This is a genomic window from Hydrogenophaga sp., assembly GCF_019635465.1.
GTDB lineage: Bacteria > Pseudomonadota > Gammaproteobacteria > Burkholderiales > Burkholderiaceae_C > Hydrogenophaga.
The window spans coordinates 233,478-249,627 of record NZ_JAHBZK010000002.1 but is presented as its reverse complement, the minus strand read 5'-3'; the positions used below and the strand labels follow the sequence as shown (position 1 = coordinate 249,627).

The 16,150-nt window shown below is 69.5% G+C and carries 8 protein-coding genes; 1 reads left to right on the top strand and 7 read right to left on the bottom strand.

The features are described from left to right. Window positions 1-96 precede the first annotated feature (96 nt). Window positions 97-2,118 (top strand): PAS domain S-box protein, encoded by a 2,022-nt coding sequence (locus KF871_RS02760; protein ID WP_291137966.1) that lies wholly within the window; start codon window positions 97-99, stop codon window positions 2,116-2,118. 39 nt (window positions 2,119-2,157) lie between these two features. Here the strand turns inward: KF871_RS02760 and KF871_RS02755 are convergent, their stop codons facing one another. From KF871_RS02755 to KF871_RS02725, 7 genes are all read right to left on the bottom strand, one after another. Then, entirely contained in the window at window positions 2,158-3,702 is a 1,545-nt protein-coding gene (locus tag KF871_RS02755; protein ID WP_291137964.1) for a methyl-accepting chemotaxis protein, read from the bottom strand. 60 nt (window positions 3,703-3,762) lie between these two features. After that, complete coding sequence (locus KF871_RS02750; RefSeq protein WP_291137962.1) at window positions 3,763-8,226, bottom strand: PAS domain S-box protein; 4,464 nt, start codon at window positions 8,224-8,226, stop codon at window positions 3,763-3,765. Beyond that, window positions 8,223-9,767, bottom strand: a complete 1,545-nt coding sequence (locus KF871_RS02745) for a PAS domain-containing methyl-accepting chemotaxis protein (protein ID WP_291137959.1) — start codon at window positions 9,765-9,767, stop codon at window positions 8,223-8,225. The genes KF871_RS02750 and KF871_RS02745 overlap by 4 nt, the downstream gene beginning before the upstream one ends. Window positions 9,768-9,868: 101 nt before the next feature. After that, window positions 9,869-12,316, bottom strand: a complete 2,448-nt coding sequence (locus KF871_RS02740; RefSeq protein ID WP_291137956.1) for an ATP-binding protein — start codon at window positions 12,314-12,316, stop codon at window positions 9,869-9,871. Then, window positions 12,316-12,771 (bottom strand): hypothetical protein, encoded by a 456-nt coding sequence (locus KF871_RS02735; RefSeq protein ID WP_291137953.1) that lies wholly within the window; start codon window positions 12,769-12,771, stop codon window positions 12,316-12,318. The genes KF871_RS02740 and KF871_RS02735 overlap by 1 nt, the downstream gene beginning before the upstream one ends. Before the next feature lie 103 nt (window positions 12,772-12,874). Beyond that, window positions 12,875-13,516, bottom strand: coding sequence for a response regulator transcription factor (locus KF871_RS02730; RefSeq protein ID WP_291137949.1), 642 nt, complete (start codon window positions 13,514-13,516; stop codon window positions 12,875-12,877). A gap of 17 nt (window positions 13,517-13,533) precedes the next feature. Then, on the bottom strand, window positions 13,534-16,131 hold the full coding sequence (locus KF871_RS02725; protein WP_291137946.1) for a PAS domain S-box protein: 2,598 nt from the start codon (window positions 16,129-16,131) through the stop codon (window positions 13,534-13,536). Window positions 16,132-16,150 lie beyond the last annotated feature (19 nt).

Below are 16,150 nucleotides of genomic sequence, written 5' to 3'. Positions count from 1 at the left end.
CGGTTCTGCGGCGCCAGCCGGTCGTTCCATCGCACACACCATGGGTCTACATTCCGTCACCGCCCGGCCCGACCGGGCCCGATGGAGACACCTTCGATGAGCGCCGCCCACCCAGCGTTCAGTGCGCAGGAAATCGACACCCTCGATGCCTTGGCCGACATGGTCCACGGCGCCGTGCTGGTGTACGACCTCGACGAGCACGGTCAGGGTGCGCTGGTGTACATCAGCGATGGCTGCATCGACCTCTGGGGCCTGGACGCGCAGACCATCATGGCCGACGAGGCCCGAATCTGGCTCATGGCGCCGCAGGACCAGCGCCGCTACCTGCGCAACTCGTTCATCGGCGCCACGCGCGACGGCAAGGCCTGGGCGCACGAATGGCGCATCCACAACGCGCAAGGCAATACGCGCTGGTTGCGCGGCACCAGCAAGCCCGCCGACCTGCACGGCGGACGCCGGCGCTGGCGGGTGTTCATCAGCGACGTCACCGACAGCGTGCGCGCGCGGGCACTGGAGCTGGCCAGCGAAGACCGCTTCCGCCGCATCTTCGACAGCATCCCCAGCATCGCGGTGCAGGCCTATGGCACCGACATGATCGTGCGCTACTGGAACAAGGGCTCGGAGCACCTGTACGGTTACTGCGCCCAGGAAGCCATCGGCCGCAGCATGCTTGATCTGGTGGTGCCGCCGGCGCAGCGCGGCAGCTTCGACCGCAACTTTCTGCAGTCCATGGATGGAAAGACCAGCCTGAACTCGGGCGTGCACTGGCTGCAGCGCAAGGACGGCAGCCCGGTCGAGGTGAGCGCCAACGAAATCATCACCGAACACCCCGAGCGCGGCATCGAGATCTTCTGCATCGACTTCGACCTGAGCGAGCACCGCCGCGCCGAAGAGCAGCGCATGGCACTCGAGGCCCAGTTGCGCGAGTCGCAAAAGCTCGAGGCTCTGGGCACGCTGGCCGGCGGCATCGCGCACGACTTCAACAACATCCTGGCCGCCATCCTGGGCAACGCCCGGCTGGCGTTCGAGGACGCGCGTGGCCAGAGCGAGATCACCGAGAGCGTGAGCGAGATCCTCAGGGCCGGCACCCGCGCCAAGGAGCTGGTGCAGCGCATCCTGGCCTTCAGCCGGCGCCAGACGCTGCAGCGGCGCGTGATGCCGCTGCGCGACGTGGTCGACGAGTCGGTGCGCCTGCTGCGCGCCACCATTCCCCGCTGTGTGGACCTGCGGGTCGACATCGACCCGGCCACGCCCGTGGTGCTGGCCGACCCCACGCAGTTGCAGCAGGTGCTGCTGAACCTGTGCACCAACGCCTGGCAGGCCATGGGCGATCGACCGGATGGGCTGCTGCGCATCGAGCTGGCGCCGCACCACGGGCCGGTGCCCCTGCTCAAGACCGGTGCCGGCATCGACAGCGCCGAAGACGACTGGCCCGAGGCCTCGGTGCGATTGAGCGTGGCCGACAACGGCGACGGCATGAAGGAAGCCACCATGGCGCGGCTGTTCGAGCCCTTCTTCACCACCAAGGCGCCGGGCGAAGGCACCGGCCTGGGCCTGGCGGTGGTGCACGGCATCGTGCGCGACCACCAGGGCGCGGTGCGCGTGGCCAGCCGCCCCGGCGAAGGCACGGTGTTCGACGTCTACCTGCGAGCCGCCACCTCGCTGCTCGAAGACGCCCAGGGCGAGCCGCGCTGGACCGACAGCGGCGGCCTATCCACCGCGCCTGTGTCCACCCGCATCCTGTATGTGGACGACGATGCCCTGATCGCGGACCTGATGCACCGGCTGCTGTGCCGTGCGGGCCACGAACCGCTGGTGTTCACCAGTCCGACGGAGGCGCTGCGCGCGGTGCGCGAGCAGCACCTGGACTACGAACTCGCCATCCTCGACCACTCCATGCCCGGCATGAGCGGGCTGGAGCTGGCGCGCGCGCTGCGCGCCATTCACCCCGCGCGCGAAGTGGCCATGACCTCGGGCTACATCAGCCCCGACCTGCGTCGCGAAGCGCCCGGCGCCGGCATCAGCGAGCTCATCGACAAGCCCAACACCGGCGACGAGCTGCTCGAAGCCATCGACCGGCTGGTGCGCCGGGTGCAGGCCGAAAAAGTGCGGGGCTGAAGCAGGTTCGATCGGGGCGGCAGCGCCGACCCCTCGGCCTCACAGCCTGAAGACGGCCACCGATTGAACGAGCGCCTCGGCCTGTTTCTTCAGGCTGTCGGCGGCGGCGGCGCTTTCTTCGACCAGCGCGGCGTTTTGCTGTGTCACCTGATCCATCTGCGTCACCGCGTCACCCACCTGCGACACGCTGGCGCTCTGCTCGGCGCTGGCGCTGCTGATCTCACCCATGATGTCGGTCACCCGGCGGATCGAACTCACGATGTCGTTCATGGTGCTGCCGGCCTGGGCCACCAGGTCGCTGCCTGCCTGCACGCGGTCGACGCTGGTGCCGATGAGCGACTTGATCTCCTTGGCGGCTTCGGCGCTGCGCTGAGCCAGGTTGCGCACTTCGCCGGCCACCACCGCAAAGCCGCGGCCCTGTTCACCCGCGCGTGCGGCTTCGACCGCTGCGTTGAGCGCAAGGATGTTGGTCTGGAACGCAATGCCGTCGATGACGCCGATGATGTCGGCGATCTTCTGGCTGCTGTGTTGAATGTCCTGCATGGTGGTAACCACCTGACCCACGACGTCACCGCCCCGCCCTGCGACTTCGGACGCGCTTTGTGCGAGCTGGTTGGCCGTGCGCGCGTTGTCGGCGTTCTGTTGCACGGTCGAACCCAGCTGCTCCATCGAGGCGGCGGTCTGCTCCAGCGCGCTGGCCTGCTCTTCGGTGCGCTGGCTCAGGTCGGCGTTGCCGATGGCAATCTGCGACGAACCGGTGGCGATGCTGTCGCTGCCGGTGCGCACGCCTTGCACGATGCGCACCAGGTTGTCGTTCATGGCTTTGAGCGAGCGCAACAGCTGACCCGTCTCGTCGCGAGCGCTCGCATCGATGCGGGCGGTGAGGTCGCCGTTGGCGACTTTGTCGGCCAGTTGCACCGCTTCGCCAATCGGCCGTGTGATCGATCGTGTGATGAACCAGGCGGTCAGTCCACCCAGGGCCAGCATGGCGACCATCAGGGCACCCATCAACAGCTTGGCGCTCTCGTAGGTCTCGCTGCCGTGTACGGCGGCGGTATTGATCAGGCTGATCTGGAAGGCCTTGAACTCGTTGAGCGCCTCCATGTAGGTCAATTGAGCGGGCCGCAAGCGGTCCCCCAGAAAGGCCGTGGCCTCGTCGCGCTTGCCCGCGCGCACCAAGTCGATCATCTCCTGCTGCAACGGCAGGAACGCGCTGCGCGCATCCAGCACCGGCTTCAACTTGGCCTTGCCCGCCTCGCTGGCAATCGTGGGCACCATGGCGTCGATCGTCGCGGAGATGTCTTCTCGCGCCTTGCCAATGGTGTCGATCGCGGCCTGCAGCTTCGCCGGGTCGGCGAAGATCAGCGTGTTGCGCAGCTCGCGCGCAATCAGGTTCAGGTTCTCGGACACCGAGACCACCTGCTGCACCTTGGGCACGCGGTCTTCGCCAATGAGGGTGAGGCTGGTGCTCAGATCGGCCAGGCGGGAGATGCCGATCAACACCACGATCAACGACAGCAGCAGAGTGATCGAGAAGGCGAGCGCCAGGCGCATGCCGATGCGCAGGTTGGAGAGCAGGTTCATGTTGTTCTTCCTGTCAGTTGTGGGATGCGACCCCTTGGGCCGCGGTGTCGGATGTCGCACTCAAGGCGTTGCCTCCGAGGTGGATTCCGCGTTGGCTTCGATCAGCAGTTGCAGCGCACGTGCGAAGTCGAGCGTGTCCAGCGCGGTCGAGACGGCGGCCACTGTCTCGCGCCCCAGGCGCTGGACCAGACCGGGGCGGCAAGCGCCAAACGTGTCGATGGCCGACAGGTCCTGCTCGCCCAGCTCGATCAGCAGGCGCGATTCGGCGTCGGCTTGCGCATCGGCGTCGAGTGCGAGACCGTCTTCGTCGGCGGCGTGCGCACTGGCGTCGTTGAGCCACGCTCTGGCGCCCTCATCGATACCGGCAAACGCGGCGTGCAATTCGCCGAGCATGGCCGCGGCCGCCTGGTTGTCCACACCCGGTGTCTGCAGCAAGACCTCCAGCCTGGCCGCGACGCTGGCCACGGGTTGTGCGCCCAGCATGCTGGCGCTGCCTTTGAGGCGATGGGCCCGCGCGCGCCACTCGGCCCGGGCCTGATCGGTCCAGTGGCCGGCAGTGGCGGGCACCTCGCGCGACCAGTCGCCACGCTCGTCCAGCAGGCGGCCCAGCAGCTTGCGAAACAGCGCCAGGTCATTGCCCAGGCGCACGCTGGCGCGCCGGGTGTCGACGCCGGGCAATGCGGGCCAGGTCGAATCGGGTGAGGTGGTCGAGGACGCCATGGCCCTGTCGTCGTCCGCCCCCACGCCAACCAGTCGGCCCATGGTGGCCAGCAAGTCCCGCGGCTCCAGCGGTTTGGGCAGGAAGGCGGTGAAGCCCGCGTCCAGGGCGCGCTGGCGCTCGTCGGCCAGGGCACCCGCGGTCAGCGCGATCACCGGCAGTTCGCGCAGCGTTGCATCGGCGCGGATGTGGCGCGTTGCTTCGAGTCCGTCCATCACCGGCATCTGCACGTCCATGAGGACGATGTCGAAGGCCTGCGGCGCGGCCTGCAATTGCGCCAGGGCCTGCGCGCCATCGGCACAGGTGCGCACCTGCGCACCCACTTGCGTCAGCATGCGCCCGGCGATCTCGCGGTTGATTTCGCTGTCGTCGACCAGCAGCACACGCACGCCCTGCAGCCGCCGCACCACTGGCGCGCTCGGTGCCTGGGCGGCGTCGGCCAGCTGCGCGCGCGCCAGCGGCAGCTCGATCCAGAACTCGCTGCCCTGGCCCTCGGTGCTGCGCAGGCCAACGCAGCCCCCCATCAGGCCCACCAGGTGCTTGACGATCGACAGGCCAAGGCCGGTGCCGCCGAAGCGGCGCGTGGTGGTGTCGTCGGCCTGGGTAAAGGGCTGGAACAGCCGCGACTGCACGTCGGGCGCGATGCCGATGCCGCTGTCGTGAACGCTCAGGCGGATGCGCTGCGAACCGTCCACCTCGCTGACAGACACCTGCACCCGGATTTCGCCGCGCTCGGTGAATTTGAGCGCATTGCCCACCAGGTTGGCCAGCACCTGGCGCAGGCGGGCCGCATCGCCCAGCATGGCCTCGGGCAAGCCATCGAGCCCGTCGAGCGAGAGCGTCACGCCTTTGTCGCGGGCCGGCACGGCGTACACCGCCACCAGCTCCTGCAGCAGCGCCCCCAGCGCAAACGGCTCGCGCGCCAGGTGCATCTCGCCGGCTTCGATCTTGGCCAGGTCGAGCACGTCGTTGACGATGCCCAGCAGGGCGCGCCCGGCCGCCTGCCCCTTGCCCAGCAAGGCACGCTGGTCGGCGTTCAGCTCGGTGTCGGACAGCAGGTGCGCCACACCCAGCACCGCGTGCAGCGGTGTGCGGATTTCGTGGCTCATGTTGGCCAGGAAGGCGCTCTTGGCCTGGCTGGCCGCCTGCGCTTTTTGCGTGGCGTCGCGCAAGGCCTGCTCGGCCAGGTGCCGGTCGGTGACGTCCTGAATGGCACCCACCAAGCGCACCGGTGTGCCGATGGGGTGCGTGGGGTCGTACTCGGGCACACCCACGGTGCGCACCCACAGTTCGCGGCCACCCGCGGTGCGGTACGGCGAGGCGATGTCGAACGGCACTCCCTCGCTGAGCGCGCGATCAAAGGCCGCTTGCAGCACCGGTCGTGCCTCGGGGGCGTAGAACGACAGCGCGCCCGTCACGTCGTCCTTGAACCAGGCTGGTGCCTCACAGATGCGGCGGGTCTGGCGCGTCCACGTGAAGCGGCCCGAGGCGACTTCGAACTGCCACCCTCCGACACCGGCCACCTGACTGACCCGGTCCAGAAAGGACTCGCTGTCGCGCAGACGTTCTTCGGTCGCCTTGATGGCGCTGATGTCCAGCGTGGTGCCGAACATCCACTCGGGTCGCCCGTCGGGGGTATAGGTGCAGACTTGGCCGCGATCGAGCGCCCAGACCCAGTGGCCGTCGGCATGGCGCAAGCGCAGCTCGCACTCGTAAAAATCGTCTTCGCCATCGAAATGGCGCTGCAGCCGCAGGCTGGATCGCTGGAAGTCGTCGGCGTGCGTGCGCTCGTGCCACACCTGCACACCCATGGGTCGCCACTCGTCGTAGTCGAAACCGAGCATGGCCGCCCAACGCTCGTTGAACACCACCTCGCCGGTCTGCACGTTCCATTCCCAGGTGCCGGCATTGGTGCCTTGCAGGATGCTCTGCAGGCGCACCCGTTCGGCAGCCTGCTGGCGCGCCGCGGCTTCGAGCTGGCGCTGGGTCCGGTTGAGTTCGCTGACGTCGTCGACGATGGTGTAGAAGCCGCGCACTTCGCCGTTCTGCACGTCGGGCAGGTAGCTCAGCCGCATCTCGCGCGGGCGGCCGGTGCCGGGTTCGTCGAGCGTGGCGTCGAAGTGCTGCGGCTCGCCTCGCAATACGGCGTCGATGCGCAGTTTGAACCGCTCGTACACCGCGTGGCCCACCGCCTCATGGATGGTGCGCCCGATGAGCGTGCCGCCCTGCGGCGCTCGCCAGGCCAGGTAGGCCCGGTTGGCGGCGCGGTTGATCTGGTGCCTGTCCCAGTAGCCGATCTTCGAGGGCACGGCGTCGAGCACGGTGCGCAGAAAGCGCTCGACCTCTTCCAGCGATTCGGTGCGCTGTTGCACGCGGCATTCCAGCTCGGCGTTGAGCTGCAGCAGTTGTTCCTCATAAGCCTTGCGGTCGCGGATGTCGCGGATCACCAGCGCCATACCCACCGCGCGGCCCTTGTGGTCGCTGATCGCGCTGGCGGTGATGGCCACCGCCATCATTTGCCCTTCGCGGTGACGCAGCTGCGTGTCCTGGCGGGGAATGCGCGAACCCGCCAGCACCCGGCTGGCGAGCTGGCGCGCTTCGTCCTGGCGCTCCGGGGGCAACAACAGCTCGCTCGCCCTGTCGCCCATGGCTTCGTCGGCGGACCAGCCGAAGAGGCGCTCGGCCGCCTGGTTCCACAGCATCACGCGGCCATCGACGTCCTGGCCAACGATGGCGTCGCTGGCGTTCTCGATGATGGTGGCCAGTCGGGCCTGCAGCGTCTGCGCCTGCAGGCGTCGCTGGCGCAAGGCCAGCCAGGCCCACTGCAGCGCCGCCAGCAGCAAGGTGACCAGGCAGCCTGTCCAGGCCACAGTCTGTGGTGCGAGCAGGCTGAACTGGCTGGCAAACGACGGTCGGGCCTCGGTGCGCACCGCCCACGAGCGGCCAAAGGGCGTGCGCAGCAGGCTGTCGGACATGGCGTTGTGGGCCACCGCCGCACCACGGTCGGTGGTGTCGAAGAAGGCCTGCGGGTCCTGCGGATCGGTGATGTCGGTGAGCGTGAGCGCGATGTGCTCGCTGTGCAGGGACAAGCCGGCCAGCACCTCGTCGATCACCAGCGGCGTGTAGGCCCAGCCATAGGCAGCGGCCTCGCGCTGTTCGGCGTCCAATGGCACGGGGCCGTCGCGGTACAGGGGCAGCAAGACCAGGAAGGCGCGCTGGCGCGCGTTTTCGGCCTGCACCAGCGTGATGGGCGCGGTCATCACCGCCCGGTTGCGCTGCATCGCGGCCACCGCGGCCTCGCGGCGCGTGGTCTCGGAGGCCACGTCCAGCCCGAGCGCCTCCCGGTTCATGGACAGCGGCTCGATGCGCTCGATCACGAAACGCTCGCCGTTGTGCGGGGCCAGTTGGCGGATCGGTGCATGACCATCGGCTCTGGGCACCCCCACAGGCACCGTGGCCGGCAGGCGCCGGATAAAGCCGAAACCGCGCGAGCCCGGAAACTCGCGCGGCATGTCGCGCGTGCGCATGTAGCGCTGGAACGCATCGTCGGAGATACCCTCCTCACCCGCCAGTTGCAACACACCGCGCGCACCACGCAAACCGTATTCGTAGAGCTGCAGGCGGTCCTGCACCGCGTCGGCCAGTCCGCGCGAGATGGTTTCGAAGCGCGACTCGATGTAGGCCTCGTTGGCCTTCAATTGCCGATGGCCGGCCAACCCCGAGGCCAGGGCGCCGACCAACAGGGTGACCAGCACCCAGGGCAGGGGATGGCCACGCCATCCGCGCGGCGGGGCGGCTGGTGTCACAGCTTGAACACCCGCACCGTCGCGGTGACCGTACCGGCCTGCGCCGACAGGGCGGCGGCCGATGCCGAGAGCTGCTCGACCATGGCCGCGTTCTGCTGCGTCAGGCTGTCGAGCTGCGTCACCGCGTCGTTGACCTGGGCCACACCTTGCGATTGCTCGGCCGAGGCGGCGCTGATTTCGGCCACCAGGGCGCTTACGCGGCCGATGGTGCCCGCGGTCTCCTGCACGGTGCTGCGCGTCTGCTGCACCAGGCCCACGCCGGCCTCGACCTGCTCGGCCGAGGCTTCGATGAGCGTCTTGATTTCCCTGGCCGATTCGCGGGCCCGCGCGGCCAGCGAGCGCACTTCGGCGGCCACGACGGAGAAGCCTCGGCCGTGTTCACCGGCGCGCGCCGCCTCGACCGCGGCGTTGAGCGCCAGCAGGTTGGTCTGGAACGAAATGCCATCGATCACACCGACGATTTCGCTGATGCGGTGACTCGCGGCCTGGATCTCGGCCATGCGGCGCGCCACGGATTCCACCGCCTCACCGCCCTTGACGGCCTGCTCGCGCGCCGAGCTGGCCAGGTCGGCCGCACTGCGTGCCGCCTCGGCGTTGGAGCGGATGGTGGCGGTGATCTGTTCGAGCGACGCCGCGGTCTGTTGCAGGTTGCTGGCCTGGGCTTCGGTGCGGTTGCTCAGGTCGGTGCTGCCGGCGCTGATTTCACGCGTGGCGCTGTGCATGCCGTCGACCTGGGTGCGCACGTCGCTGACAACGGCCTGCAGGTTGACGTTGAGCTGGGTCAGCCCGCGGTGGATCTGCCCGATCATGCCGGCGCCGCCGTCGCTGCGGCGGTTGGCCAGGTCGCCGGCGGCGAGCCGGTTGGCCGAGGCCAGGATGCGATCGAGCGGACGCACACCCATGTGTTGCAGCCAGCCGCCCAGCGCGAAGGCGACCAGGGTTGTCACGCCAATGGCCAGCGCATGACTCGGCAGGTAGGCGCCCAGGGTCGCACCGGCGGCACCCATGACCGCCAGGGCCATCACGCTGCGCTGCGCGCCGATGTAGCGCAGGCTGCGCACCACCGAACCACCCAGCGTCTTCTGGCGCACCTCACCACGGGACAGCACGTGCACCAGTCGGCCGCTGGCCGCTTCCTGGCGCATGCGGGCATACAGCGCTTCGGCGCCGGCCACCTGTTCGCGCGAGGGCTTGGTGCGCACCGACATGTAGCCGGTCACGCGCCCATCGTCGAGTACCGGCGTCACGTTGGCCTGCACCCAGTAGTGGTCGCCGTTCTTGCGGCGGTTCTTCACCAGACCCGACCAGGGCTTGCCGGATTCGATCGTGGCCCACATGTCGCGAAAGGCCTCCTGCGGCATGTCCGGGTGGCGGATCATGTTGTGGGGTTGGCCGATCAGTTCGTCGGACTCGTAGCCGCTGACGGCAACGAATGAAGGGTTGCAGTAAACGATTCGGCTCTTGAGGTCGGTGGTCGAGACCAGGGTCTGACCGTCTTCCATGACGTATTCGCGCTGCGTGACCGGACCGTTGTTTCTCATGATGGCCTCTTGGGTGATGGAAGAAAGGTTCGTGTCAGTTATGTCGGCCCGGGCGAGGAGCCACTGAAGTAGGGAAAACTGGATCGCGAAGACCCAGGCGGTCACTCATCCGTCAAACAACGCCGCACAACACCCGCTTCTTCGCAAATCAGGGGCACCAGGTCGTCGGCCCGCCCGCCATGGCCTTCGCGAGCGGCCGATTCGAGCGCGCCCAGCAGCTCGCCCAGGCGGTGCGCGCCCATGGCGTGCGAGGACGAGCGGGCACGGTGAGCCGTCTCGCGCAGGGCGGTGGTGTCCTGGTGCGCAATGGCCTGGCCAAGGTCGGCCTCCACGCGCTGCAGGTTGCGCAGAAACAGGGTGATGGCCTCGGCCCGGGCCTCGGGCGCCTCGCCGATCAGGCGGGTCAGGGCGTCTCGATCAAACGCTGGTTTCCCGCCCTGGGCCGACGGCTCGAGCGGGATCGCAGGCGACCCCGCATCAGCACCGATCCAGCGCTGCAGCGCCTGCGCCAGCCGGTCGAGCTCGATCGGCTTGGTCAGGTAGTCGTCCATGCCGGCGGCCAGGGCGCGCTCGGCTTCGCCGTCCACCACATCGGCGGTCAGTGCCACCACCGGCAGGCGCGTGGCACGTTCGCGATCGAGGATGGCGCTCACCAGGCCATGGCCACCCAGGCCGGGCATGTGCAGATCGGTGAGCAACAGGCTGTAGCGGCCCGGGTCGCGCGACCACATGGCCAGCGCCTCTTCGCCGTCGACGGCCAGCTCGTGGGGCACCCCGAGGTGCTGGAGCTGGTGGGCAATCACGTATCGGTTGACCGGGTTGTCCTCGGCGACCAGCACCGGTCGCACCGTGCTCAGCAGCGGCGCGGAGCGGCGCGATGTGGGTGGCAGTTCGGCCAGGGGCTCGGTGGGCGTCAGCGCGCGCAGCACGGTTTCCACCAGCACCTGACGCCGCAGCGCGTCCACGTCCAGGCGCCAGATGCCGTCGCCCATGGCTTGCGCGGCACGGCGCTGGCCATGGCAGAGCGCGATCCAGGCGGCGCGACCGTCGCGCACCACCTGCAGCAGGCCATCGGCGCCCGCCGGGCACGGCGCCACCGGGCCCGGTGGCATGTCGACCCATTGCGCCCCCTCGGCGCTCAGGTAGCGCGCCAGGTCGTCGGCGCAGACCGCGGGGGCCTGCAGCCAGCAACAGCTCACACCGGCGAGCGCGGGGGCGGCGGGTTCGGACACGCCATCCGCCAGCGCAGGCATGGGGTGGCGCAAGGGCACTTGCAGCGTGAAGCAGGCACCGGCACCCCGCTCCGAGCGCACATCGATGCAACCGCCCATGGCCTGGGCCAGCCGTTGCGAGATCGACAGACCGAGACCGGTGCCGCCAAAGTGAAGGCTGGTGCTCGCCTCGGCCTGGACAAAGGGCTGAAACAGCCGCGCGACCGTGTCGGCGTCGAGCCCGGGGCCGTTGTCGCAGACCTCGACGAACACCTCGTCGCTGTCCACCGCGCGTGCACGCACCCGCACCCAGCCATCGCGGTCACGCCCACCTGCGAACTTGATGGCGTTGCTCACCAGGTTGCCCAGCACCTGCCGAAGGCGCAGGGCATCGCCCATGCGCTGGGTGGCCAGACCCGGGTCCACGAACACCTGCAAGCGCACCCGGTGCGCCAGGGCACTGCCCAGGTGGCCTTCGGCGCAGCGCTCGATCAGGCTGCTCAGGTCCAGCGGGGCTTCGTGGATGACCAGGCGGCCGGCTTCGATCTTGGCGAAGTCGAGCACGTCGTCGATGAGGCCGAGCAATGCGCGCGCGGAATCGCGCGCGGTGTGCAGCAACTCTTGCTGCGGACCGGGCAGCCCGCTGCGGTCCACCAGCTCGATGAGCCCCAGCACGCCGTTGAGGGGCGTGCGGATCTCGTGGCTCATGGTGGCCAGGTAGGTGCTCTTGGCCGCGCTGGCGGCTTCCGCGCTCTGGCGGGCCAGCTCCAGCTCGGCCGTGCGCCGCGCCACCAGGGTGGCCAGGCGGTCGCGTTGCTGGGCGGTCTGGGCCAGCCGCTCACTGCGCACCCGGCGCAAGGACAGCCATTGCGAGACCGCGCGCCCCAGGTCGACCAGGGCTTCGTGATCGCCCGCATCGAACGCGTGTTCGCTGGTGTCGAGCACGCACAGCGAGCCCAGCACCTCGACGCCGTCGCCCACCGGCACGCCGGCGTAGCAGCGCAGGCCGGGCTCACCGACCACCAGCGGGTGTTGTGCGAAGCGGGTGTCGGCTTGAAGGTCGCCCAGCATCAGTGGCTGGCGATCGGAGACGACCGTGTTGCAAAAGGCCAGCTCACGCGGCAGCCAGCTGCGCTGGCCGTCGGTGCTGGCCACCGACCAGGCGGCGTCGGCCCCGATGAGGTTGACCATGGCCGCCGGGCAGCGCAGGCTGCGCGCGGCAGCGCGTACCAGGCCGTCGAGCACGTCGTCGGCGGGCAGCGATGCCAGGTCCAGGCGATCCAGCGCTGCCACGCGGCGCGCGTCGGCGGCGGGGGCGATGGACACCAACTCGCCCATCAGGCCACTCCCACGGCGGGCGCCCTGGCAGAAGCCAATGCCGGCAGCACAGGCGCCGGCGCACGGCGCTGCGCCCACCAGCGCATCACGGCCGGCAGCTCACACCAATGCCACACGCTGGCGTGGCCACCCGGCTCGCTGGCCTCGTCGTCAAAGCTCAGCACCATGGCGTGCGGGCGCAGGTGCATCAGGTGGCGGCGCAGTGCGGCGCCGCCCACCGGCTCCAGGCGCGCGTCCAGCACCACCAGATCGGGGTCATCGGCCACCACGCTGGCCAGGGCGCGCTCGGGCAGGGGCGACCAGATCAACCGGGCGGGCACGGGCCAGCGCGCGATCGCATCGCGCAAGGCCTGCAGCCGCTCGCCGCGCGCGCAGACGGCCAGCACGCGAAGCACCGGACCGTCAACGGGTTCGGCGGCCGGATGCGTGTCCTGGGTGGAGGGGGAGGAAGACATGCTTGCATCGTGCGCAAGCCCGTGCTTCGGCGGTGCCGGGAAAACTGGACGCAAGGCGGCGGAAAACCTGCGCCCGCAACCAGCGCTCGGTCAGATCACCCCATCAGAGTTCGTCGGCGCTGATCAGGCCCTCGCGGATCGCCAGTCGCACCAGCGCGGGCAGGTCGCTGACCCCCAGCTTGGCCATCAGGCGGCTGCGGTAGCTCTCGACCGTCTTGGGCGACAGGTGCAGCTGCTCGCCGATCTCGACGCTGGTGCGCCCCTGCACGACGAGCTGGATGACCTGGCGCTCGCGCACCGACAGCGAGGCGATGCCGCCGCTGTCGTCGGTCTGGGTGAGGCCTTCGACGGCCAGCTGCGCCACCTCGCCACCGAGGTATTTGCGCCCTTCGAGCACAGCCGCCACCGCCTTGAGCACCTCGCGCGCCGGTGAGCCCTTGAGCACATAGCCGTCGGCACCTTGTCGCATGGCCTCGGCCACGTGGCGCGCCTGCGCCGACATGGTGAGCATCACCACCCGCGTGGACAGCTTGCGCTTGGCGATCTGCTCCAGCAGCTCAAAGCCCGAGCGCGTGCCCAGGTGCAGGTCGAGCAACACCACGGAGGGCGTCAGCCGCACGATGTCGGCCAGGGCGGTAGTGGGGTTTTCGGCTTCGCCCACCACGCGGTGGCCGGCTCCTTCCAGCACGGCACGCAGGCCGTCGCGCATCATCGCGTGGTCGTCAACGAGGTAGACGTCACTCATGTCATGGCCTCCAGGCTTCAGAAGATCGTTGAGTTGGCCAGCAGCTCATCGCGGTCCGGCGCCATCTGATCGGGGTTGCTGGTCCAGATCAGCGTAACGCGGGTGCCACCCGACTGGCGCCGCCGCGCGCTGAGTCGGGCACCGATGGCCAGGGCCCGCTCGCGCATGCCGACGATGCCCAGGTGCCCGGGGCGGCCTAGGGCCATGCCATCGGCCAGGCCCACGCCGTCATCGACCACGTCCAGGCGCAGGCGATCGGGGTCGCCGTCCACCCGCACCAGCACATAACTGGCCTGCGCATGTTGCAGGGCATTGGCCACGGCCTCTCGCACAACCATGAACGCGGCGTACTCCACGTCCTCGGGCCAGCGCACGCGCGCGGTGTCGCCCAGGTTGACGAATTCGAGCCGCACCGGCTCGGCCTCGGGCGCGCGCAGCTGCACGTCGTTGTCGATGGCGGCCACCAGGCCCATCTCCTCCAGCAGCGGCGGGCGCAGCTTGACCAGGGCTTGGCGCACCTCGGCGATGGCCTGGTCGATCTGGCGACCCACGATCTGCGCGCGCTCGAAGGCCGCGGCCGGCAGGTGCTGCTGGGCCACCCCGCCCAGCGCGTCGTAAGACAGGCGAATGGCGCCCAGCGTCTGGCCCAGCTGGTCGTGCAGCGTCTGCGCCAGCTCGCGCGTGGTGACCTGCTCCTGGTGCAGCAAGCGCTGCGTGAGCTCGGACAGCTCAAGCTGGTAGCGCGCCAGTGCCTGTTCGTCGCGCACGCGTGCGGTGACGTCGCGCAGGATGGCGGTCAGCAGCTTCTCGCCGCGCACCGTCACCTGCGAGATGGACGCCTCCAGCTCCAGCAAGGCGCCGTCGGCGTGCACGCCCTGCACCCGCCCGAAGCCCATGCGGCGCGAGGTGCTCTGCGAATCGGCGAAGCGTTTCATCAGGCCCGCGTGCTCGTTGCGGTACGCGGGTGGCAGCAAGCGCTCCAGCGGCTGCCCCAGCATGTCCCCCGCGGCACGTCCGAAGATGCGCTCGGCGGCCGGGTTGAACAAGGTGATGCGCCCTTGCATGTTGACGCTGATGACAGCGTCGCTGGCGCCATTGATCACGCCCGCCAGCACCTCGCCCTGCTCGCGCAGGCGCTGCTCGCTCTGGCGCTCGACCGTCATGTCGCGCACCTGCGCAATGATGCCCAGCGCCGCGCCGTCGGCATCGAGCAGCTTGGTCAGGCGCCACTCGCCCCACATGTCGGTGCCGTCGCGGCGCAGCATGTTGGCGGTGAACAGCCAGGGGCCGGGGCTGACCAGAAAGTCGCGGCGCAGCCGTTCGCGCTCGTCACTGGGCGTGCGGTCGCGAAACAGCTCGCCCACGTGGCGCCCCATGGCTTCGCCCGCCGACCAGCCGAAGACACGCTCAGCGGCCCGGTTCCAGTAGGTGATGTGCAAGCCCATGTCGACCAGGTAGACCGGTGCCGGCAGGTGATCCACCACCGCCTGCAAGCGGCTCGCGTCCTGCAGCACGCGGGCCAGCGTCTGCTCGGACCGCGAGTGGGGTTCGTCGCTGGGCAGCAGGCGCAGCTGCTCGGTCACCGCCCGCAAGGTCTCGCCCGAACCACCGAGTCCGCCCAGGCTCGCGCGTTGGGCCACCACGTCCAGCAGGTCGCTGTAGGGCTGGGCCAGGCGGCGCGACAGCCAGAACCCGGCGATGCCCAGCCCCAGGGCCAGCGCCCCCGCCACCAGCGTGACCAGGCGTTGCAGCTCGCGCACCGGCGCCAGCACTTGCGCCAAGGGCTGCCAGGCGAAGACCTGCCAGTCGGCACGCAGGCGCGAGTCGACGGGCTGGATGGGCACACGGGTCACCATCACGCGCTGATCGCCGTCGACGACGTAGGTGGCCGGCACACCCGCCGGGGCGGCCATCAGCTGCTGGGTCTGCTCGGGGCTCAAGCCGGGGGCCTCGCCCAGCAGCAAGGCGCCATTGGATTCGACCAGCACAACCTGCATGCCGCGTTGCGCCAGCGACGGGCCCACCGCACTGGCGCGCAGGCGGTCGAAGTAGGCGCCGTCCATGTGCGCCGCCAGCACGCCGCGCTCGCCCTGTGCGTCCTTGTAGGGTTGGGCAATGTCGGCCAGCTCCCTGGGCACCGGCAGCTGCCTGGAGCGCAGCGGATCGACCAACGCCAGCGGCGGGTGCAGGCTGCCGAACCACAGACCGCGGATGCCTTCCAGGTACACAGGGCGCTTGCCGATGTCGCGCCCCTCCAGCAAACCGTCGCTGCCGGCGATCACCTTGCCGTGGCTGTCGGTCGCGCCGATCCAGACATAAGCCGGCGAACTGCGGCGCAGCTGGGTGAGTTGCATGCGCAGGTCGTCGACGCCCAGACCCAGCGCCGGCAGGCCGGCCATCAGCTCCAGCTCGCCGGCGCGTTGCGCCAGCACGCGCGAGACCTGGTCGGCATAGATGCTGCCGGTCTGGGCCACGCGCTGGTGCGCCCGGCGGACCAGCTCTTCACCGACCGTGCGGTCGACGAGCCACAGCACCATGGCCAGCAACAGCACAGCCACCACCGCGGGCAGCAGCGGCAACCAGACCTGGACGAGGCGTTTCTTGTTTTGAGCCACTGGCAGGCGTCTCCTTGAC